At 38.9% G+C, this 22,257-nt stretch carries 20 protein-coding genes and 1 pseudogene; 7 read left to right on the forward strand and 14 right to left on the reverse strand.

Annotated elements, in window-relative coordinates:
• Positions 1-3: 3 nt before the first annotated feature.
• The 3 genes from EGS47_RS17705 to EGS47_RS17715 form a co-directional block, all read right to left on the reverse strand.
• On the reverse strand, positions 4-660 hold the full coding sequence (locus tag EGS47_RS17705) for a response regulator transcription factor (RefSeq protein WP_119687011.1): 657 nt from the start codon (positions 658-660) through the stop codon (positions 4-6).
• 117 nt (positions 661-777) lie between these two features.
• Positions 778-1,137 (reverse strand): NirD/YgiW/YdeI family stress tolerance protein, encoded by a 360-nt coding sequence (locus EGS47_RS17710; RefSeq protein ID WP_005003738.1) that lies wholly within the window; start codon positions 1,135-1,137, stop codon positions 778-780.
• A gap of 105 nt (positions 1,138-1,242) precedes the next feature.
• A complete protein-coding gene (locus tag EGS47_RS17715) occupies positions 1,243-3,000 on the reverse strand; it encodes a GspE/PulE family protein (RefSeq protein ID WP_044435375.1) in 1,758 nt (585 codons plus the stop codon).
• A 147-nt stretch (positions 3,001-3,147) separates the two neighbouring features.
• Between EGS47_RS17715 and EGS47_RS17720 the strand changes: the two genes are divergently transcribed.
• A complete protein-coding gene (locus EGS47_RS17720; RefSeq protein ID WP_125269851.1) occupies positions 3,148-4,086 on the forward strand; it encodes a sensor domain-containing diguanylate cyclase in 939 nt (312 codons plus the stop codon).
• Positions 4,087-4,097: 11 nt separating this feature from the next.
• Here the strand turns inward: EGS47_RS17720 and tsaA are convergent, their stop codons facing one another.
• Entirely contained in the window at positions 4,098-4,811 is a 714-nt protein-coding gene (tsaA, locus tag EGS47_RS17725; protein WP_119687013.1) for a tRNA (N6-threonylcarbamoyladenosine(37)-N6)-methyltransferase TrmO, read from the reverse strand.
• Between the two features lie 104 nt (positions 4,812-4,915).
• On the opposite strand from tsaA, the gene EGS47_RS17730 reads away from it, so the two are divergent.
• Complete coding sequence (locus EGS47_RS17730; RefSeq protein WP_004989772.1) at positions 4,916-5,695, forward strand: ferredoxin--NADP reductase; 780 nt, start codon at positions 4,916-4,918, stop codon at positions 5,693-5,695.
• A gap of 53 nt (positions 5,696-5,748) precedes the next feature.
• Here the strand turns inward: EGS47_RS17730 and EGS47_RS17735 are convergent.
• The 3 genes and pseudogenes from EGS47_RS17735 to EGS47_RS17745 all read right to left on the reverse strand — a co-directional run.
• Positions 5,749-6,066: pseudogene (locus EGS47_RS17735) on the reverse strand (GntR family transcriptional regulator); the annotation flags it as partial.
• A gap of 189 nt (positions 6,067-6,255) precedes the next feature.
• Positions 6,256-6,924: an isochorismatase family protein gene (locus tag EGS47_RS17740; protein ID WP_004989775.1), complete on the reverse strand. Its 669-nt coding sequence runs from the start codon at positions 6,922-6,924 to the stop codon at positions 6,256-6,258.
• 319 nt (positions 6,925-7,243) lie between these two features.
• A complete protein-coding gene (locus EGS47_RS17745; protein ID WP_049175615.1) occupies positions 7,244-8,068 on the reverse strand; it encodes a DODA-type extradiol aromatic ring-opening family dioxygenase in 825 nt (274 codons plus the stop codon).
• Between the two features lie 190 nt (positions 8,069-8,258).
• Here EGS47_RS17745 and yegQ point away from each other — a divergent pair, with 190 nt between their 5' ends.
• Together yegQ and EGS47_RS17755 are read left to right on the forward strand one after the other, a co-directional pair.
• Entirely contained in the window at positions 8,259-9,626 is a 1,368-nt protein-coding gene (gene yegQ, locus EGS47_RS17750; RefSeq protein WP_044435382.1) for a tRNA 5-hydroxyuridine modification protein YegQ, read from the forward strand.
• Positions 9,627-9,628: 2 nt separating this feature from the next.
• On the forward strand, positions 9,629-9,883 hold the full coding sequence (locus EGS47_RS17755; RefSeq protein WP_119687012.1) for a YfhL family 4Fe-4S dicluster ferredoxin: 255 nt from the start codon (positions 9,629-9,631) through the stop codon (positions 9,881-9,883).
• A gap of 171 nt (positions 9,884-10,054) precedes the next feature.
• Here the strand turns inward: EGS47_RS17755 and ahpF are convergent, their stop codons facing one another.
• The 7 genes from ahpF to EGS47_RS17790 all read right to left on the reverse strand — a co-directional run bounded on the left by ahpF (position 10,055) and on the right by EGS47_RS17790 (position 18,030).
• Positions 10,055-11,614: an alkyl hydroperoxide reductase subunit F gene (gene ahpF, locus EGS47_RS17760; protein ID WP_005004919.1), complete on the reverse strand. Its 1,560-nt coding sequence runs from the start codon at positions 11,612-11,614 to the stop codon at positions 10,055-10,057.
• Between the two features lie 115 nt (positions 11,615-11,729).
• Entirely contained in the window at positions 11,730-12,644 is a 915-nt protein-coding gene (locus EGS47_RS17765; RefSeq protein WP_049175055.1) for a hypothetical protein, read from the reverse strand.
• Between the two features lie 46 nt (positions 12,645-12,690).
• Positions 12,691-13,833 carry a toxic anion resistance protein gene (locus EGS47_RS17770; RefSeq protein WP_119686396.1) on the reverse strand — a complete coding sequence of 381 codons (1,143 nt, stop codon included), beginning with the start codon at positions 13,831-13,833 and terminating at the stop codon, positions 12,691-12,693.
• Positions 13,833-14,624, reverse strand: a complete 792-nt coding sequence (locus EGS47_RS17775) for a tellurium resistance protein (protein WP_119686397.1) — start codon at positions 14,622-14,624, stop codon at positions 13,833-13,835. The genes EGS47_RS17770 and EGS47_RS17775 overlap by 1 nt, the downstream gene beginning before the upstream one ends.
• Positions 14,625-14,854: 230 nt before the next feature.
• A complete protein-coding gene (rnk, locus tag EGS47_RS17780; protein ID WP_005003710.1) occupies positions 14,855-15,241 on the reverse strand; it encodes a nucleoside diphosphate kinase regulator in 387 nt (128 codons plus the stop codon).
• Between the two features lie 144 nt (positions 15,242-15,385).
• Positions 15,386-16,639: a serine hydroxymethyltransferase gene (gene glyA / locus EGS47_RS17785; RefSeq protein ID WP_005003708.1), complete on the reverse strand. Its 1,254-nt coding sequence runs from the start codon at positions 16,637-16,639 to the stop codon at positions 15,386-15,388.
• 155 nt (positions 16,640-16,794) lie between these two features.
• Positions 16,795-18,030: an alpha/beta hydrolase gene (locus tag EGS47_RS17790; RefSeq protein ID WP_119686398.1), complete on the reverse strand. Its 1,236-nt coding sequence runs from the start codon at positions 18,028-18,030 to the stop codon at positions 16,795-16,797.
• 202 nt (positions 18,031-18,232) lie between these two features.
• On the opposite strand from EGS47_RS17790, the gene EGS47_RS17795 reads away from it, so the two are divergent.
• From EGS47_RS17795 to gltP, 3 genes are all read left to right on the forward strand, one after another.
• A complete protein-coding gene (locus EGS47_RS17795; protein ID WP_005003702.1) occupies positions 18,233-18,922 on the forward strand; it encodes a putative quorum-sensing-regulated virulence factor in 690 nt (229 codons plus the stop codon).
• A 90-nt stretch (positions 18,923-19,012) separates the two neighbouring features.
• Positions 19,013-19,639, forward strand: coding sequence for a hypothetical protein (locus EGS47_RS17800; RefSeq protein WP_005003699.1), 627 nt, complete (start codon positions 19,013-19,015; stop codon positions 19,637-19,639).
• Between the two features lie 1,316 nt (positions 19,640-20,955).
• Positions 20,956-22,248, forward strand: coding sequence for a glutamate/aspartate:proton symporter GltP (gene gltP / locus EGS47_RS17805; RefSeq protein WP_004989816.1), 1,293 nt, complete (start codon positions 20,956-20,958; stop codon positions 22,246-22,248).
• Positions 22,249-22,257: the final 9 nt, after the last annotated feature.

Here is a 22,257-nt window from a genome sequence, read left to right on the forward strand (position 1 = left end):
TATTTACTCACCCATTCGATAGCCCAAACCACGAATGGTTTTAATCAAAGTTGCACCGATTTTTTTACGCAACTGATAAATATAGACTTCAATCGCGTTACTTTCGATTTCCTCGCCCCATGCATAAAGCGATTCTTCAAGTTGTTCACGCCTTACAATCCGTTCTGGGTATTGCATTAATTTATATAAAATCTGGAATTCTTTTGCGGTTAAATCCACCATGTGCTGATCTAGCAATACCGTTTTGGCATGGGTATCCAGTTTAAGTTGTTTCCATTCTAAAATATGGCTATTGGCACGTTGCTGAGAACGCAACTGGGCGCGTACGCGGGCAGAAAGTTCATCCAGACTAAAAGGCTTAACCAGATAGTCATTTGCCCCTAAATCCAACCCTGTCACTCGATCTTCAATCGTATCTTTGGCAGTGATAAAAATAACGGGCGTGATCGGCTGATGTTTGCGTAAAGCCACTAATACATCATCCCCTGTCACTTTAGGTAAACCTCGATCTAGCAAAATACAGTCGTACTGGTGTTGTTCAATGGCGGCAATCGCATAATCGCCACGTTCAACCCAATCCACACGATAGCCATCCATTTCGAGCCATGATTTGATACTTTCGGCTTGGGAACAATCATCTTCAGCTATTAATATGCGCATGTGCGATCTCAAGTGCTTTATGATTAAATAGATCTGTTTTTCACTATAAAGTAAAAAAACCGCAAATCCAAAATCAGACATGCGGTTTCTCTGGAGGAGAACATTTAGGGTTTACTGTTAAAATTGAACGCTATCCACATCAATTTCAACACGTTTAGTTGGGATACGGTCAATATCAACTTCACCGATCAAAGTGACGGTCGTAGTGGGAGAAATTGCACGACCTTGCCATAATTCATCATCGATATCGACTGTAATCGTACCAGTGGTATCTCGGAATTGATATTTTTCATCTCCCAAAGATTTAACCACCTGCCCTTTAAGCATTACAGGCGCATCATCTTTCATGGTCAAAGCTTGCTTCACACTTGTCACTTTTGTTGGCGCTAGAGCAGACTGATTAACAGGTGTCTGTGCAGATACATAACCCGTGGTTGCTAAAGTTGCAGCTAATAAGATATTACGCATCATATTCATTTTAATGACCTCATTGGTGTCGGTGTATCGAGTTGATTCATTCAATATGCGTAAATTAAACAAACAAGATGAGGTGAATCTTAGGAAAATTTGCGCTTAGGCTATTTAGCTAAGTGGAACAACACGCAAAACCTCTTCTAACGTGGTAACGCCTTCAATCACTTTACGCGCACCTGCAATCCGCAATGGTTCTACACCTTCTTTTTTAGTTTGGGCACGTAATTCATTTAAGGTCGCATGGGCACTAATTAAATGTTTAACTTCAGTGCTTACAGGCATAAATTCATAAATACCAACACGTCCTTTGTAACCCGTGTTACGACATGCTTCACAGCCCACTGCACAATAGACAGTTTCAGGCATATCCATAATGTAATCAAAAGTCAGGTGTTCCCATTCCTGTTCATTAATCTGGGTTTGCACTTTGCAATGCGGGCATAACTTTCGTACTAGACGTTGTGCCAATACACCCAAAATGGTTGCGGCCGTCAGAAATGGCTGGACACCAAGATCATGTAATCGGGTTAAACTTGATGGTGCATCATTGGTATGTAAGGTAGAAAGTACCAAATGACCTGTTAATGCTGCTTGTATCGCCATATTGGCGGTATCCTGATCACGTACCTCACCCACCATGATGATATCGGGATCCTGACGCATTAAAGCTCGGACACCATCGGCAAAACCAAGTTCAATGGCAGGGTTGACCTGCATCTGATTAAAACTGGGTTCCAACATTTCAATCGGGTCTTCAATGGTACAGACATTGACCTGTTCAGTTGCCAATTGTTTTAATGATGAGTAAAGTGTCGTGGTTTTACCTGAACCTGTCGGTCCCGTAACTAAAATAATGCCGTGACTATGCTGAGTGAGTGTATTCCAGTCATTGAGTAAACGTCCTTCAAATCCAAGTTGTTGGAAACTACGCACCAAAACTTCTGGATCAAAAATACGCATCACCATTTTTTCACCAAACGCAGTCGGCAAAGTCGAAAGACGTAATTCTGTTTCTTGTCCTTTTGGCGTTCGGGTTTTTAATCGTCCATCCTGTGGTTTACGCTTTTCTGCAACATTGAGTCGTCCCAAAATTTTAATCCGCGCAATCACCGCAGTTAGAGTATTTGCAGGCATGTTATAAATGGTGTGCAAAACACCATCAATACGGAAACGAACCTTGCCTGTATCCTTACGTGGTTCAAGGTGGATATCACTTGCACCCTGTTCAAAAGCAAATTGCAACACCCAATCAACTAGCTTAACGATGTGTTGATCATTAGCATCAGGGGTTTGGGTATCGCCTAATTGTAAAAGTGCTTCGACGCCTTTATTTTCCCGATCATAACTACCCGAATTTTGCGATGAATTGACCGCGCGACTGACCTGATAATATTCAACCAGATAACGATGTAACTGTTCAGGATTCAAAATCACCCGTTCAATTTTTTTCGGACTCAAGCTACGCTCAAGATTGACCAACCAGTCTGTCATAAACGGTTGGTCTGTCCCAATTAAAACTGAATCTGCTGTAATGCCTACGGCTAAAATTTTATTGCGTAAAGCAAACTCTTGTGACATCACCGAGGTTAATTTACCAACATCAGCTTTTAGTGGATCAATCACATAAAATGCCAGCCCTGATTTTTCCGCAAGCCATTGACTTAAACGCGTGCTGTTTAATACTTTATCTGGTGATTGTTGGTCTTTAAGATTGAATTGGGCAATCCATTGAATCGGGTGCCATTTCAACTGATCTTTCTGACGATGTGTGGTTTGAATCAATAATTTATCACGCTCAGTGATGCGCCCATCTTTTAATAATTGTTCTAAACACCAAACCGTATCTATTTCAAAATTAAACTTCATTGTTATACCCCGAACACTCTACACAATATAGCAGAGTTCATTTGCAATGTATTTTTTAGTCTTTAAATTAGGGATATGCAGCCGCCCAAAATTGTTTTAAAGTGCCATAAAAAGCACCAATAAAATATCCAGATCATAGGCGGCTAAATGAGTTCAATTGCATTTAAAAACTTTCATGACGCAGGACAAGCAGTACTGCATTTTTTACGTCAAAAATTTGGCTTTGATTTATGGATGATCACACGTGTAGAAGGCAATGACTGGATCGTATTACAGGCAGAAGATCATGGTTATGATGTTAAACCTGGCCGAGTTTTTAACTGGGCAGATTCGTTTTGCTCACATATGGTACAAGGACACGCACCACGGATTGCGCCACGTTCTGAAGATGTTCCACTTTACGCTTCTGCACCCATTGCCCAACAAGTCAATATTAAGGCCTATATCGGACAACCTCTGGTTAAAGAAGATGGCAGTCTATTTGGCACTTTGTGCGCGATTGATCCAGAGCCCAAGTCAGAAAAAATTATTGAAGATGGTGGTTTGGTTGAATTATTTGGTAATTTACTCAGCCATATTTTGCAGCGTGAAATCCGCGAAAATGAACAAATTCGTTTACATGAACGCCTGCAAAACGAAGCCGTTATTGATGCCATGACGGGTGTCTATAACCGCCGCGGCTGGAATCAATTCATTTGTACAGAAGAAGAACGTTGTAAAACCTATGGACATCCTGCTGCTGTTTTCATGATTGATTTGAACGGCTTAAAAGCAATCAATGATCAACAAGGACATGCCGAGGGCGATCGTTTTATTGAACAAGCTGCTTTTATTTTAAGAAATTCACTACGTCAGGAAGATTTACTGGCACGTTTAGGCGGCGATGAATTTGGAATCCTGATACTGGGTCATGACCATGATCATCTGGAACAATTAAAACAACGCTTACTGGAACATTTGGCAGATGCTAAAATCAGTGCTGCGATTGGTTATGCAATGCGCCATCCAAGTCAGGGGTTGGAAGACGCATGTAAACACGCTGATGAGCAAATGTATATCCATAAGCAACAGTGTAAAGCAGACTAAAATAATGCTGCTCATTCAGTAAAATCAACAATCTCAATGTGTTTTTCATTCACCCTGAAACTGACATCAAACTGAGCAAATTTTATTTTATAAATCCGATCAGGATCATCCTGATACGCAGGTCGTGGGTCAAGAGACAATACTTGTTCAAGCTCATCCACAATCTGAACCGTCAGTTTTTTCTCATCTAAATATTTTTTTCGTAGCGCATCAGCATCCGTTGTCCACATGACTTTTTTTCTCGCGGGTTCATGCTGTGCATAGCCACTTTGCGCATTTTCGATGGCGTCAGAATATTCAATATAAGGTTTGATATCTAAAATAGGCGTTTCATTCAGTAAATCACTGCCTGTCACATAAATACGAAGTGTTTTGCCTATTTTTTCAATTGATTTAAATTGCACCACAGATAACCCAATCGGCGCAGGTCGATACATACTACGGGTCGCAAACACCCCAATTTTTTTATTACCACCCAAACGTGGTGGGCGGACTTGCGGACGAAATTTTTCAAACTCCTGCTGATGTTTATTGTCATGAAACTGCCAAATCAGCCATAAATGACTAAATTCCTCGATACCTTCAAATGCCAATGGATCATTATAGGGTTCATACATTTCAATATACGATTCGACCTGCACCAGATTAGGCTGGCGCGGAATACCAAACTTTTCAAGGTAAGGCGAATGCATGCTGCCGATGATTGGCAAATTTACAGAATTCATCATCACTTTTTCTTATAAACACAATTAAATATATTCAGTTTATCGAGAATGATTTTAGATTAGAATAGCAACCTGTTTTCTTTTGATCGTGATTGAGACCTTTAATGGCTGCTTTTAACGTTGAACGCATCACCCATGTTCACCACTGGAATGACACTCTTTTTAGTTTTAAAACCACACGCGACACCGCACTGCGTTTTAAAAATGGTCAGTTCGTCATGATCGGGCTTGAGGTCAATGGCAAACCATTAATGCGTGCCTACTCAATTGCCAGTGCTAATTATGAAGAAGAACTTGAGTTTTTCTCAATTAAGGTTCAAGACGGTCCACTCACTTCGATTTTACAAAAAGTGCAAGTTGGCGATGAAATTTTGATTTCTAAAAAGCCGACAGGTACTTTGGTACATGATGATATTAATCCAGGTAAAAACCTGTATTTCCTTTCTTCAGGTACAGGTCTTGCACCATTCTTATCGTTAATTCGTGATCCTGAAACTTATGAAAAATTTGAAAAAGTGATTTTGGTTCATGGTACACGCTGGATTAGTGAATTGGCTTACCAAGATCTAATTTTGAATGAATTACCAAATAATGAATGGTTTGAAGAATTAGACATCAAAAACAAATTGATCTACTACCCAACTGTGACGCGTGAACCATTTGAAAATGAAGGTCGTGTCACCACTGCCATTGAAACGGGCGCATTATTTGAAAAAATTGGTTTACCACCATTTAACCCAGAAACTGACCGTGCGATGCTTTGTGGTAGCCCACATTTCTTAACTGATGTAGCTGCACTTTTAGACAAAGCAGGTCTTAAAGAATCTCCGCGTATGGGCGTTTTAGGCGATTACGTAATTGAACGTGCATTCGTTGAAAAATAATCTGCCTTCATGACCCAAAAAACCGAGAAAAATTTCTCGGTTTTTTATATTCATTATTTTTGGAGCTTTTTATTTTGAAAGATATCCACTAGATTTGGCGACTTGGTATCTGGCTGTTCATCTAAAAAGCTCCGCGCATATTCACCTAAATGTGCTTCCATCAATTGAATGGCTTTTTGCTCATCACCTTGCTCAATCGCCTGCAAAATTGCCTCATGTTCTTCAACGGAACACTGATTTGGTTTGGTTTCATACATCCCGATTAACAAGGAAGTTCTAGCAATTAAAGTTTGCAAATATCCTGTCACGATCGGATTATGATTGGCTTCACATAAACAAATATGAAAATCACCAGAAAGCTTGATCCACTCTTTAATTCGATGAAAGTACCAAAAAAGTTGCTGCATCCACCACCAAAATTATTGCTGTTTTTCCAGATCAAAACAATTTTGTCTGTAAGGTGATATCAAGACTATTCAATATTAAATAAAAAACCCAAATTCTTAACAAGAATTTGGGTTCATGATTCTATATTTATAATCAAATAAAATTAATTTATCTTATTGATATTTATCCAAGTTGGTTTCTGGACCATCGCGAACAACCGCTTGTGCTTTATCAAAGCTTTCCATTAAGCACTTGTATTCTGGGCATACATGATCAGCAAGAATTCCAGCAAAACGAGAGCCTTCAGGTCGATTCCATGTACGCATTAACTCGGCCACAATCGCAAAGGTATCTGTTGGAATTGCACCAGCCTGAGTCACACGTGCAATTGTTGTGTCAGTTGCTAATTTACTCCAGTTACCTGAAGCATCAATCACACAATAAACATTATATCCTTCCTGACGCGCACTAACTGCCGGAAAAGCCAAACATACGCTGGTAAGCGTACCTGCAATAATCAGCGTTTTTCTGCCAGTCTTTTTAACTTCATCTACAAATAATGGGTTGTCCCATGTATTAATTTGCCCTGTACGTGGAACATAGACGGCATGAGGAGCATAATGATGTATTTCTGGAATTAATGGCCCATTTGGTCCATCAGGTACAGACGCCGTTGTAATAACAGGGATATTTAATAAGGATGCAGCTTTTGCAATGGCAATGACGTAATTGCGTAAGTCTGGGACCGGAACATCTCTTACTGTATTGAATAAACCACTTTGATGATCGATCAGTAAAATAACTGAATCGTCTGGATCTAACATTCCATTTGTAGCAGCCATAGATCACTCCTTATTCTCACGAAATTAAAAATGAAAACCATTATTTAGATTAATAATTTTGCATTTGATGACATAGCCAGCAGTCTAGAATTAGTGTGGCTATCAACTGATGGCAATGTCAAAAAAGAATGATAAAAACTTAATTTAAGCTTAATTTTGTAAAGAAATATCAATTTATTTTAGTTATTACATGAATCATCAACCAAAAAATAAAATAATGATAAGACGAACAAAAAAAGCGATCTGTTGAATTCTCCAGATCGCTTCTAACCAATTTAACTATGCTGATAAAATTCAAGACTAGATCAATACACTGAATCTATGATTTAAGCTCACCAAAAGCAAAATTGGAAACCGACAAGCCGCCCATAAATTGCTCTTCATGATAATTACGTGTAGCTAATTCCTGCTCTGCGGCACCTACAGCCACCATCAATGGCAATAAATGCTCCTCACGAGGATGCGCAACGCGCGCCGCAGGAGCATGTTCCCAATCGTTCAATAATGCATTACGTGCATTGCCCTGATGCTCAACCACTGTTTCAAACAACCACTGATCAAAGGCACGTGAAGGCTCTGCCGCATGAGCATTGAACATACGCAAGTTGTGATAGCTGAGTCCACTTGCCACAATCAACACATTTTCATCACGTAACTGCGCTAAAGCACGTCCCATCTCGATATGTTGTTGCGGATTTAGCCCTTTTTTCAAAGACAACTGTACCACTGGAATATCCGCAGCAGGGTTGATGATCTGCATTGGCGAAAACATGCCGTGATCGTAGCCACGTTGTGCATCGGTCACCACTGGAATATTCGCTTGTTCTAGCAATTCCACAACACGTTCAGCCAGTTCTGGTGATCCAGATGATTCATAACGTACCTGATAGGTATGTGCAGGAAAACCACCATAATCATAAATCATATCGGGTTGCGATGCCGTCTGAACCGTAAATTCTGCCGCCTCCCAATGCGCAGAAATCATCAAAATGGCTTTAGGTCGTACTACCACAGAATCTAACAAATCACCCAGTGATTGGGCCAGATTGGCATAAACCGTATTCAGATAATCAGGCATCCACGGCCATGGTCCACCACCGTGCGAGATAAAAAATACAGGCTGTCGATGATTTGCAATTTTCATGGATATTCCCTCAGGTTTTATTCAATCATTGTCTAATATTTAATAAGCTTACCAATGCAACAACAATAATAAAAACAGAACAATCAGATGCATTTTTAGAACGATTAATCCTGACTAATTTGCTAGGTTGAGCAAAACACTGAGTAATTTTAAAATAATCACTTATATTTACTATGCCTTTTCAATTGCCATGAAAACTGAGTTGCTCTCTCCCGCTGGATCACTAAAAAATATGCGTTATGCTTTTGCCTATGGGGCAGATGCAGTTTACGCAGGTCAACCGCGCTATAGTTTACGTGTTCGTAATAATGAATTTGATCATGACAACTTGGCCATTGGAATTCATGAAGCACATGCTTTAGGCAAAAAGTTTTATGTGGTGGTCAATATTCAGCCACACAATAGTAAACTCAAAAATTTTATCGCCGATTTAGAGCCTATTATCAAAATGCAACCAGACGCACTGATTATGTCTGATGCAGGTTTAATCATGTTGGTTCGTGAGCATTTTCCACAGATGCCTATTCATTTATCGGTACAAGCCAATGCCATCAATTGGGCAACGGTAAAATTCTGGAAAGATTACGGTCTTACTCGTGTCATTCTGTCACGCGAACTTTCGATTGAGGAAATTGCGGAAATACAAAAGCATGTTCCAGATATTGAACTCGAAGTGTTTGTACATGGCGCGTTATGCATGGCTTATTCGGGCCGTTGTTTGCTTTCGGGTTATATGAATAAACGTGATGCCAATCAGGGCGCGTGTACCAATGCCTGTCGTTGGGAATATAAAATTCATGATGCCATGGAAAATGAAACTGGAGATGTGATTCCTACCCAGCAACTCGCCTCCACACACAGTTGCTGTCGTCCGAAAGATGATCAAACTCCGTTCACGCAACCTGTTTTGGTACAACGCAATGATGAGGAAATGTTTGCTGCTGAGGAAGATGAACACGGCACTTATTTTATGAACTCGAAAGATCTACGTGCGGTACAGCATGTAGAGCGTTTAAGTCAGATGGGTATTCACTCCTTAAAAATTGAAGGCCGCACTAAATCTTATTTTTATTGTGCGCGTACAGCACAGATTTATCGTAAAGCCATTGATGATGCGTTGGCGGGCAAACCTTTTGATCCAAGTTTGATGAAACTGCTCGAAGGTTTAGCAAATCGTGGCTACACCGAAGGCTTCTTGCGTCGTCATGTGCATAGCGATTATCAAAATTATGCTGATGGTTCTTCACATTTTGATTATCAGCAATTTTGTGGTGAAGTTCTGGAACGTAATGGCAATTATATCAAGATCGATGTCAAAAACCGTTTTGATGTCGGAGATGCATTAGAGCTCATGACCCCACAAGGAAACATAAGTTTTGTCCTCAGTGAAATTTTGGACAATAAAGGTCAGCAAATCGAGAGTGCCAAAGGCTCGGGACATGTGGTTGAAATTCCATTAGATCCGAGTATTGATATCAAATATGCACTCCTGATTCGAAACCTACCACATGCCACAGAACAGATTTCATCTTCTGCTTTGGCATATGCTGCGGAGTAATAATGGCTTTATTGATCACATCTGAATGCATTAATTGCGATATGTGTTTGCCAGAATGTCCAAACACTGCAATTTTTGAAGGAAAAAAGGTCTATGAAATTGATGCAAATCGCTGTACAGAATGTGTCGGGTTTTACCTCGAACCCACTTGTATTGCGGTTTGTCCGATCAACTGCATCATAGTGGATCCTGCACATATTGAAGATGAAACGCAACTCATGGATAAGTTTAAACAACTCAATATAGTTTCGAATTAATTGAAAAATAAAAAAAGGAACTTGACTGTTAGAAGATCAAGTTCGTATAAAATGAATTTTAAATTAAATCTGAAAGCTCTTAAATATGAATGCCTTTAAATTGACAAGCCGTTAAATGAGAAAGCAAAACAGTCGAAACTGCTCTGCTTTCCATGATTTAAAAAGGCGCGTTTAACTATTTCGAATAATATAATCAAACGCTGACAGAGATGCTTTCGCCCCTTCACCTGTGGCAATAATGATCTGCTTATACGGCACAGTGGTACAGTCACCAGCAGCAAATACACCTGCTACATTGGTTTCGTTACGCTCGTTGATAATAATCTCACCGCGTGGACTTAACTCGACTGATCCTTTCAAGAAATCTGTGTTTGGCAATAAACCAATCTGTACAAAAATTCCTGACAGTTCAATGCTGTGTTCTGTCTCTGTAGCACGGTCTTTATATTTCAAAGCGGTCACCTGAGCACCATCACCGACGACTTCAGTTGAAAGTGCATGGGTGATGACGGTCGCATTCGGCAAACTGTTTAGTTTGTCCTGTAACACTTGGTCGGCACGAAGTTTGGTATCAAATTCAACCAAAGTCACATGCTCCACAATACCTGCCAAATCAATTGCCGCTTCAACACCCGAGTTACCACCACCAATCACCGCAACTTTTTTGCCTTTAAACAATGGACCATCACAGTGTGGACAATACGCTACACCACGAGTCGCATATTCCTGTTCACCCGGAACGCCCATTTTTCTCCAGCGCGCACCTGTCGATAAAATCACGGTTTTTGATTCAACTTTGGCACCATTTTCCAATTCAACTTCCACCAGACCTGAAGCAGTTTGATCTGCACCGACAATTTTACTGACACGTTGCAGATTCATAATGTCCACATCGTACTCACGTACATGTTTTTCCATATCCGCAGCAAACTGTGGACCTACAGTTTTTTGTACAGAAGTAAAGTTTTCAATGTCCATGGTATCCATGACCTGACCACCAAAACGCTCTGCGATCATGCCTGTACGAATGCCTTTACGGGCTGCATAAATCGCCGCAGTACCACCCGCAGGACCCGCACCCACCACTAATACATCAAAAGCCTGTTTGGCATTAATTGCCGCTGCATCTTTTTCAGCAGCACCACTGTCCAGTTTTGCCACAATTTCTTCTAAGGTCATACGACCTTGGCCAATATGATTGCCATCTTGGAATACCATCGGAACAGCCATGATTTTGCGTTGTTCCACTTCATCCTGGAAGAAGGCACCATCAATCATGGTCGCAGTGGTATTTGGGTTATAAATCGCAATTAGATTCAGTGCCTGAACCACATCTGGACAGTTGTGACAGCTTAAAGACACAAATACATCAAAGTCTGCTTTAAGATTCAAACCTTTAATCTGGTTGAGCACCTCATCAGAGACTTTCGGTGCATAACCTGAAGTTTGTAACAAAGCTAAGATCAATGAAGTAAACTCATGACCCATCGGTAAGCCCGCAAAGAATACCCGTGGTTGTTCACCGACTTTGGCAATACCAAAACTTGGACGGCGTGTATTTTGACCATCAAAGCGAGCCGTGACTTGATCAGAGAGTTCCGCAATTTCAGTGACTAATTCTTTGATCTTGGCAGCTTTGTCTGAATCATCCAGAGCAGCGACCAATTCGATAGGACTTTCTAAACGTTCTAAATAGGCTTTTAACTGAGTTTTGATATTTTGATCTAACATTGTAAAGCTCCAAAGGAGAAAATTTTTAACTTGTTGAGAATATTACGATAAAACTTTAAATAGGTGAAACAGTATGTTTTTATGATTTTAATCGGTTTTACCGAACATAAAATCATTATTTACTTTTTTGCTCAATCCGATCTGCTCGATTCTTAAGATTTAAGGCTAAAGCATAGGTCATCATTGCAATAAGTGCAGCCAATAAACTGATTCCCCAACATAAGAATTTCACAATTTCAGAAAGTTGTTGTGCTTGATCCGCTTGTTTTTGAACACTTTGTGCCAATGGCGTGACTGCTTTCCCATAAAGTTGCTGCTGCATGATCCAAAGCTGTTCAGGTTTAAAGCCATATTCCATAAAATGCGGATCCTGACGTTCTTCACGGATCAAATGTGAAACATAAGGTAATGCTGTCTCTTTATCCACTGGTCGGTGTAATAAAGCGGTTTGCGCTAAAAGATAATCTTTCACTGCATCAGGTGTATCCACATTTTTCAACTCATGCGCGATTTGGCTTTGCTGAATACTTTGATCATAAGCCACCAATTCAGCATAAGCTTTGGCTTGATCACTAGTACGGTCATATTGCCAGTAAGTCAAACCTGACCAGATGAGAATAAATCCAATTAACCACGCCACAAAGCGTAAAATCAGTGAACGAAAACGTAACTGAAAAAATTTAAATTTTTTTAAAATTCGGACAAAAATAAAAGCACCAAAAAATGCAGTGAAAATTTTTAAAAACAGCCAGCCGAACCATGACAATAGATTGCTAAAATAATCAGACTGTTGATCCAACAATAACTGATCAGCCATCGCCACAGGAATATGCAATTGCTCGACTTGTTGGCTCAAATCAAAAAAACTATAGACCAACGCCTGTTGAGTAAATGATGCAACCAACGCAATGATAAAAATCCCTGTTACCGTTAGACTCAACAGCATCACACGATGTTGACGCTTTTTGAGTTGGGTCAATCGAGACTGTATCGACTGAATATTCATCGGAGCATTTTCGATGGGTGGCAACCTACTCTCCTCATACTGTTAGACTTAAGAAGTACCAATTTATTTACTACTTTGAAGAAGCATCATGACTCGACTCAATGACCAGTTGATTTAAATTTTGCTGAAGTGTACGTAATCTCGTTGCCGCTTCATCGCGCTTTTGCATACCTTCTTTTTGAATTTGAATCACATCGTTAACCGTTTTAATGAGGGTATTTTGCACATGTTCAAGGGTTTCAATATCAATCACCGAACGTTGATTGGCTTTAGCTGTATCAACTGAATTTTGATGTAATAAATCAGCATTTCGACGCAATAAATCATTGGTTGCATCATCAATACTCTTTGCCAATTGCACACTGTTTTTTTGTTCCTGTAAAGAAATCGCCAGACTGATTTGATTTTTCCATGCAGGTAAAGTGATATTTTTAATCGCATAAAATTTATCCACCAACATTAAATTATTGGACTGAATAATACGAATCATTGGCAAAGTTTGCATGGCAGACTGCTGTAGAACTTGTAAATCACTGACCCGTTTTTCTAAATTATTCGCAAGGTGGTTCAGATCATAGATCTGCTGAGTCATTTGTTGATTCTGTTCTTGCTGATTTAATTGAGCAATCTGTTGCTGAATTTCCTGCTGTTTGATCTTACCCGCAGCAACATGAACACCAAGTTGTTTATATTCGTCTTGCACCGCATCAAACATTTTATCCAAAGTATTCACACGGGATTTTAGTCCGTTTTGTGATTGCTCAATTTCTTTGACCAAAGCATCAATTTGTTCTTTCGTGGTATTAAAATGTTGATCAAAGCTTTGTTTGGCACCTTTAATTTTATTCAACAAACCGCCTAAAATCGGAATTGATGAGCCTTTCGGTTTATTCAAGATGCTCGATGTATTGAGTTGCTGGGCAACTTGAACTACTTCATTTAACTTTTGTCCTGTCGTATCCAGATCTTTATTTTGAACCAGATTCAGGAGTTCATCGGTGTAGGTTGAAGTCTTGGTCGCAATATCCTTACCATATTCAGAAACACTACTGTGCGTCATATCAGTCAATGTCTGATGTGCATCCATCACCTGAGCAAAATCTTCAGGCTGTAAACCTAGCTCTTTTAAGTTTAAACGCTCAAACTCTTGCTGCTGAAGCTCTGTAGATTGTTCAACCAGTACATTTTTATGGTTAGATTCGGATTGTGACATTATTCCACCCTATTTTTCTCTAATGATTTTTTTAAAGTATTCATCAATATTTCACGACTATGATCCAGCTTTTGCAATTCTGCAACTGAATTGCCTTGCATGCTCTGTTTGAGGTGATATTGCCAAGCAGGAATCAAGACTTGTTGCGCTTCCTTAAAACGATCCAATAAGGTAAAAGAAAGTTGCTCGGCCAATTGCATTTGCGTAATAGCGATATCATTACTCGCTTGCAAAGTGTGTAAGGTGTTTATTTTTTTAGATAATCGTTCTGCAAAATTATCCAGCGGATGTCGCTGCTGAATAAAAGCGGGATATTCCTGCAAAAATTCTTGAGCCGCAACGATATATCTCGCCATCTGTTCACGTAAACCCAGTACCTGTTGGACACGCGCCTGTGATTTTTGAATTTCGATCTGCAAGCGTTGACTTAAAAAACTGGCTTGGTCAATCAGACGTTCCAATTCATTTAAGTAATTCAACTGCCCATGATCATATTCGATATCAATGCCTAACCATTTTTGTAATGCATTAAATTTACGTTTCTTGAGCACTTTGTTAGATTGCGCTAACTTCTCAATCAATTGAGAAATGACCTTGCTCAATTCTTGATTGAGCTTGGGATCAACCCCATTGAGCAATACCGACTGCGATTGAATCAGCTGATCGGCATAATGATTGAGCTGATATTGATTATCCAGTAAAGGCACCAGATCATTGCGTTTGATCGCCAAAATTGCTTTTGGATCAACTTCAATCCGATCTAGCGGAATCAATAAATTAAATTGAGTCATAATCAACCAATATATTTTGTCAATTCATCATAGGCACAAATCGATATAGTGCAAAGTCTATTTTTTATATCAACATGATGATTTTATGTTAAATCTTAAATTTTTCATCTCACCATTTTGCAAATAGACATTAGACGTCTTTCATCAGTCCTTTTTATTTCTCCCTATTGAGAGAAAAATAAAAAGAGTTTAAACCATGAGAAAGCAGTCTATTACAGATATTTTCCTTCTCATTCAGGCTGATAAATGACTTTTTCAATTTTAATTTTCATCAATTGACCATCAGGCTGTGGCCATTCAATACTCTGCCCTTCTGTCAGTCCCAAGATCGCCGCACCCACAGGTGCCAAAATATTAACCTGACTTTTATCACCTGTAAAATCATGTGGATAGACTAAAACAATCTCAACAGAATCTGTTGAAGGTGCAATGGTGATACTCACTCGGGAGTTCATGGTGACCACATTTTTTGGAATATTTTCAGGATCAACCACTTCTGCTCGCGCCAGTTCATTTTCTAAATGCTGCATGGTCGAGCTTTGAGTCGTTTGATGTTCAAGCATCGTTTCTAAACGATGTAGATCTTGCGAGGAAATAATAATATTAGGCTGAGACATGTTATAAACTCCTTAAATCTATCAATTTTCAAAACAAATGACTTAAATATAATTTTATTGTTATATCAGAGTTTAGTTCTGATGATTAAAATATTCACAGATAAAAAAAGCTCCCTTGAGGGAGCTTCTTCTCAAGCAATTTGCTTAGTTAGCATATACAGGGAATTTTGCACATACTGCTTCAACTTTTGCTTTAACATCAGCGATGACGCCTTCATCACCTTTGCTATCTAATACATCCGCAATCCAGCCCGCTAAATCACGAACTTCGGCTTCACCAAAACCGCGAGTCGTCACTGCTGGAGTACCAATACGAATACCAGAAGTCACAAATGGAGAACGTGGATCGTTTGGAACTGCATTTTTATTGACCGTAATATTGGCGTTGCCCAACCATGCGTCAGCATCTTTACCTGTAATGTCTTGTTTAATTAAAGACAATAAGAATAAATGATTATCTGTACCGCCTGAAACCACATCATAACCACGTGAAATTAATACTTCAGCCATGGCTTGAGCATTTTTAACCACTTGTTGTTGATACGTTTTATATTCAGGGGCCATTGCTTCTTTAAAACAAACTGCTTTAGCTGCAATTGCATGTACCAAAGGACCGCCCTGATTACCTGGGAACACCGCAGATTGAAGTTTTTTCTCAATTTCTTCGTTTGCTTTAGCAAGGATTAGACCAGAACGTGGGCCACGAAGTGTCTTATGCGTAGTAGTCGTTGTCACGTCTGCGATTTGAACCGGACTTGGATAAACACCTGCTGCAACCAAACCAGCAACATGCGCCATATCAACAAACAAATAAGCACCAACTTTATCCGCGATATCACGGAAACGCTGCCAATCCACCACACGGCTATATGCAGAAAAACCTGCCACGATCATGCGTGGTTTATGTTCCAAAGCTAAACGTTCAACTTCTTCGTAATCAATCTCGCCAGTTTCAGGATTTAAACCGTACTGAATGGCATTATAAGTTTTACCAGAGAAGTTTACTTTTGCACCGTGAGTCAAGTGACCGCCATGTGCAAGGCTCATACCCAATACTGTATCACCTGCATTTAATAATGCTAAGTATACCGCAGAGTTTGCCTGTGAACCTGCATGCGGCTGAACATTGGCATAATCAGCACCAAAAAGTTCTTTAGCACGGTCAATGGCTAATTGTTCAATCACATCGACATATTCGCAACCGCCATAATAGCGTTTGCCAGGATAACCTTCTGCATATTTATTAGTCAGTTTTGAACCTTGCGCTTCCATCACCGCAGGAGAGCAATAGTTTTCAGATGCAATCAGCTCAATATGCGCTTCTTGGCGCGCGTCTTCAGCGTCAATTGCTTTGGCCAATTCTGGATCAAATTCAGAAAGAGAAATGTTGGCAAACATTAGCGAGGGTCCTATGAATTAGGGCTTTTAAGCCGTGCTAAGATTGGGCGCTATTGTAGCATGAACTTTAGGATTAAGCAGAATGAACTTTACTCAGTTTTAAATAAAAATGGCTCATGTGATATACATGAGCCATACGGCAGAACCATCATGATTTATTTGGAAAGCATCGTTCCAACATCTTGCACAATATTTGGAATATTTAACACATAAGCAGTCCCGTGATCCCATTTCACTGCATTACCATCATCGGTAATGTATTGAATAGCTGTACCCTTTTGCTGGGCTGAACCGACCAGTGTATTGGTCGCAATTCGCGGTACAGTAGTGTCATTACTGCCCTGATAAATGGTAATTGGCGACGTCACTTTAACCGTTAAAGGCTGACCATCTTTAGAAGTAAAGTTTTTCACCACTGGAATATTCAGGAAATTATCCTGAGTACGCCCATAACCATTCAAACTTCCAGTAGATTGAGCATATAAACCCATACTGCCAGCAAAGGCATTACCAATATCACCTGAACATTCTGTTTCTGCGTAGGTTTGGGCAATCTGCGCAGTTGGATCTTTAAAAACCTGAGTATATTTAAAATCTGGATTTGGATTACGCAATCCTGCGGTAATCAGTGCAGTAAAGGTATCCAAACTTGCATATACAGGAATCTGTGTAGTTACAGGTTGATTTGCAACTGAGGCTTCGCCCAAAGTCAAAATCAAATCAAGGTTAGATGCAGGTGCAACAGCAACGGTTCCCTTATAATCGAGCTTGGCCCGTGATGCATATTGAGCAGCGCCTAAAGCTGCTTGTCCACCTTGTGAATGCCCAACGGTCGCCCATTTATTATTTACTTTACTGCCCAAATAATTTCGTGCAGCAACGACCGCATCGGTTATAGAAAATGCTTCACTTTTTACATTTAAAAATGGATGCAATTCCTGTCCGCTTGGCTCTCCCAAACCTTCATAGTCAGGTGCTACCACCACATAGCCTTTGGCAAGTAGTGCAGCAATCATCCCTTTAATATAATCATTCATTGCCGTGCGGCTTGGTGCGCATTTATCCGCAACGCCTGTTGTGCCATGCGCCCACGCAACAATTGGCCAACCTCCAACGGGTGCCGCTCCTTTAGGCGTGAAAACTAGCGCTGTCGCCTGCACTTCTTTATTATTAATCCCCAACATCTTATAAGTCATTACCAGACTTTCACCAGCAATAGCGCTCATATCAGTTAGACCATAGCTATCCGTGCGAACAACAGGGTTTTGAATATTATTTTCAGGAATATCTGAGGGTGGTTTAAAAAAATCATCCCAGTCATTGTCATCATTACAGGCTGATAAAAATAGAGTTAAACTGAGCGTAGAGACTGCGAGCAACGTCTTTTTCATTTTTTCTTATCCTTTTGAAGGTATTCAACATTCTTGTTGTTTTGCACAGTAATGCAATTTATAAATTATGCCTTGTTTAACCGTATAAACAAGACAGTTATACAAAGTGAAACATAACATTCATGAATACAGTTGAATCTTTTCACGATTTATCAGAGATGCTACATTTAACTTTTGCTGTCGCATCGAGATTATTCATTTAATGACTGCCATTATTCTGGACACCGAAACCCATACCCTCAATGGTTTACCGATTGAAATTGCTTACGCACCTGTAGAAGTTCATGCAGGAAAACTCAGTCTGGATAAAAGTCAGCTATTTGATCAGCTATATCAAGTCAATCAACCAATCTCCTATGCGGCTATGGCGGTACATCATATTTTAGAGTCCGATCTCGTCGATCAACCTTTATATAGCTCTTTTGAGTTGCCTGCTGATACCACTTATATTATTGGGCATAATGTTGATTATGATATGGCTGCCATCGCGCGCTGCGGTGTAGAAACACAAGATATTAAAGCGATTTGTACCTTAGCACTGGCACGAAAAGTCTGGCCACAGGCAGATGCGCATAATATTTCTGCTTTAATTTATCTGATTTCTAAAGGCAGCGATAAAGCACGAGAACTACTAAAAGGTGCACATCGTGCCGACGCGGATATCATTTTAACTGCGAATATCCTGATGCATATTGTGCATCATTTGAATATTCACAATATTGATGATCTTTATCTGGCATCAGAACAAGCACGTATTCCCACTAAAATTAATTTCGGCAAACATAAAGGTAGCTTGATCCAAGACCTCCCCCATGACTATATCAATTGGTTACTTCGTCAAGATGATCTTGATCCTTATCTCAAAAAAGCGCTAGAGAACACTCTCGTTTGAAACTAATTTTTTGATTTATAAGTTATTTCATATTAATGTAATTTTCTCGTTTTATGGTATCACCAATTTATAACAAGGGATAAATTGGGGATGTCTCATTATTATAAAACTGCGCAAGGTCATACTGCGCTTGAAAACCGTCAATTTAATCTGAATGTAAGACAACGACGCTTATTACTATTAATCGGCACTGAAGACTTTAATAAGTTAAGTGATCAGTTCAGGCAAAAAATTGCATCTCCTGAATTGCTAGAGCAACTTGAAGCAATGGGACTCATCCAAGCTCAAACGTTTTCGAGCTCTATCACCACGCCTAAACCAGACACTGAAATTCCACCATCCAGCAGTAGCACAGTATCTCGCCAGAATGAAGTCGCCAATATTCAAGACGCTATCAATCATCCAACTCGTCCTAGTCAAGAATATCGAGTTTCGGATGACTTGATTCAGCACCAACAAGTTGAAATTACCCCAATGGCAATAATGGCCTTTGACGAAATCAAAACTTTAATGGCAGAAACCTTATCCCGCTATTGTGGTTTACTGGCAAGACAACTTTTAGAACAAATTAAAAATGCAAGCAATGTTAAGCAGCTTAAAATTTGTCAAATGCAATGGATTACCCATTTACAGGAAACCCGCATTCCTCCTCAGCAATTGAATCAACAATTACAACAAGTTAATTTTGCCTTACAACATCTTCAGCTTGAGCAATAAACAGATTAACGCATCAGATAAATCGAAAAATTTAAAAACTATACTGTTTTTTCTAAAACTTCGACTGTTGAATGCACGATGACTGTGCCGTTCATAATTTTGCTACGCCTACGACTAAAGATTAAACCTATTTGATCTAATCCAAAGTATTATAGATACATATAATAAATATGATATATTTCTCAGCGTTATATAAGACTCCTTTCTTAAGTCGCTTTTATTTCTCCTACGGGAGACAAATAAAGCGGGTTTAAACAATGATGAAAGAGGTCTATAGGTTTAGCCCTTTAGCTCACTTCGGTGGGCTTTTTTTTGTCAACAAATCAGGCTTAGAAAACTTAAGTGAAGTAAATCCATTTTTTAATAGAAAAATCACCTATTTTTACCAGATCTAGGCTTATCTTAATTTCTAATGCATTCAATATCACCCGCCAAATATTTTTTATTCTTTCGCTCAAGCTCTAAAGGTGAATGTTTTTTTCAATTGCAAAACATGCCTAGCATTAGTAAGAAAAGATTAATAAAAGAAAATCTAAAACTCATACGTTTTTAATATCACAATATTATAAAAATACGAATTTACATATTCAATATATTTAATTATTATGATTAATAATAGGAAAACCACATCCAAATATAACACTTAAATATCAAAATAAAATAATTTCGGTTTACAACGTTATCAAACTTCAGATTTAGATTAATTTTCAACAAATAGTTGATATAAAAGTAAATTTATAATTATAAAAGCATTGATATTTTAGTTTTCTTGAGTAATATGCTTTTTATTAGTGCAATTTTTATTAAAATGCACCATCAAATGACGACCAATTTTCATATAAAAGGATTTATTTTATGAGAAACTCATCAGACAAATTTATTTATTTCAAAAACCAACCTTATTTAAATATAATTCAGACTTATTAATTTTTTAGTTCCAATTTAATTAATTTGGCATATTCATTGCAACAAAATTATTTAGTGATACTTAATTTTAGATTTTAGTATTTAAATACTGCATCTTCCTTAGTCACATTTAATAATGATCCAAAGATAATTTTTTGAGATCGGAATTTACTTTCCAGTCCTGTAAGGACGAGATCCATCATTTTCCTTGGTGAGTTAAGGGCAAATTTTAGATTCATCGAAATGATCAGATGAAAAGTAAAGAAATTGAAAGTTAGCATGATAACTGAACGTTTTATTGTAGCGTGATTCCTCCTACCACCAGTTAAAACGACTTATGCCATCTTTAACAATTTCTTATGTTTTCAATGTCATCACGATCGGAGTCTTTGTAAAATATTGAGATTGATATGAAACAAAAACGAATTAGCATTGCATGGCAAATTCTGATTGCACTTATTTTAGGTATTATTGTTGGTAGCATTCTGCACAATCAGCCTGAATATCAAGACTATATCGTTACGAATATTCTAAAACCCGCAGGCCAAATTTTTATTAGCCTAATCAAAATGATTGTCGTGCCTATTGTTATTTCAACTTTAATTTTAGGCATTGCAGGAATTGGTGATACCAAAAAGCTTGGCAGTATTGGTTTAAAAACTATTATTTATTTTGAAGTCATTACCACGGTTGCGATTATTGTTGGACTTCTTGCTGCCAATATTTTTCAGCCAGGTGCAGGTGTGGACATGTCTATGCTGCACAAAGTCGACATCACCAAGTTTGAAGCTACTACACATGAATATCAATCGCATGCGCATGGTTTCCTACAAACAATTTTAGGTCTTATTCCGACCAATATTATTGACTCGATGGCTAAAGCCCAGATGTTACCGATTATTTTCTTTTCGGTGATTTTTGGTGTTGGCTTGGCAAGTTTGCCCCACGAAACCAAACAACCTTTGCTCAATGTATTTAATGCGATTGCAGAAACCATGTTTAAAGTTACACATATGGTGATGCTATATGCTCCAATTGGTGTGTTTGCCTTGATTGCCGCCACTGTTGCAACATTCGGTTTTTCATCGCTTGTGCCTTTGTTTAAATTGGTGGTACTGGTTTATACCGCTATTTTGTTCTTTGCCTTTGTTGTTCTTGGATCAGTTGCAAAATTTTGTGGTTTAAATATTTTTAATATCATTAAACTGCTTAAAGACGAACTGATCTTGGCATTTTCAACGGCAAGCTCTGAAACAGTATTACCTCGTATTATTCAAAAAACCGAAGCCTACGGCGCTCCTCGTGCGATTGCAAGTTTTGTGATTCCAACAGGTTATTCATTTAATCTGGATGGTTCGACACTTTATCAAAGTATTGCTGCAATCTTTATCGCCCAACTCTATGGAATCGATTTAACGATTACTCAACAGCTTATTTTGGTGTTAACGCTCATGGTCACGTCCAAAGGTGTTGCTGGCGTACCAGGTGCTTCGTTTGTCGTATTGCTTGCGACTTTAGGTGTGGTTGGTATTCCACTTGAAGGTCTGGCATTTATTGCAGGTGTAGATCGTATCTTGGATATGGCACGGACTGCACTGAATGTTGTGGGGAATGCTTTAGCTGCATTGGTCATCAGTAAATGGCAAAAACAATATGATGCTGAAAAAGCAGAGAATTACATGTTATCGCTGAAACAAGTCTAAGCCTTTATC

This window comes from Acinetobacter sp. FDAARGOS_515 (assembly GCF_003938865.1).
GTDB lineage: Bacteria > Pseudomonadota > Gammaproteobacteria > Pseudomonadales > Moraxellaceae > Acinetobacter > Acinetobacter ursingii.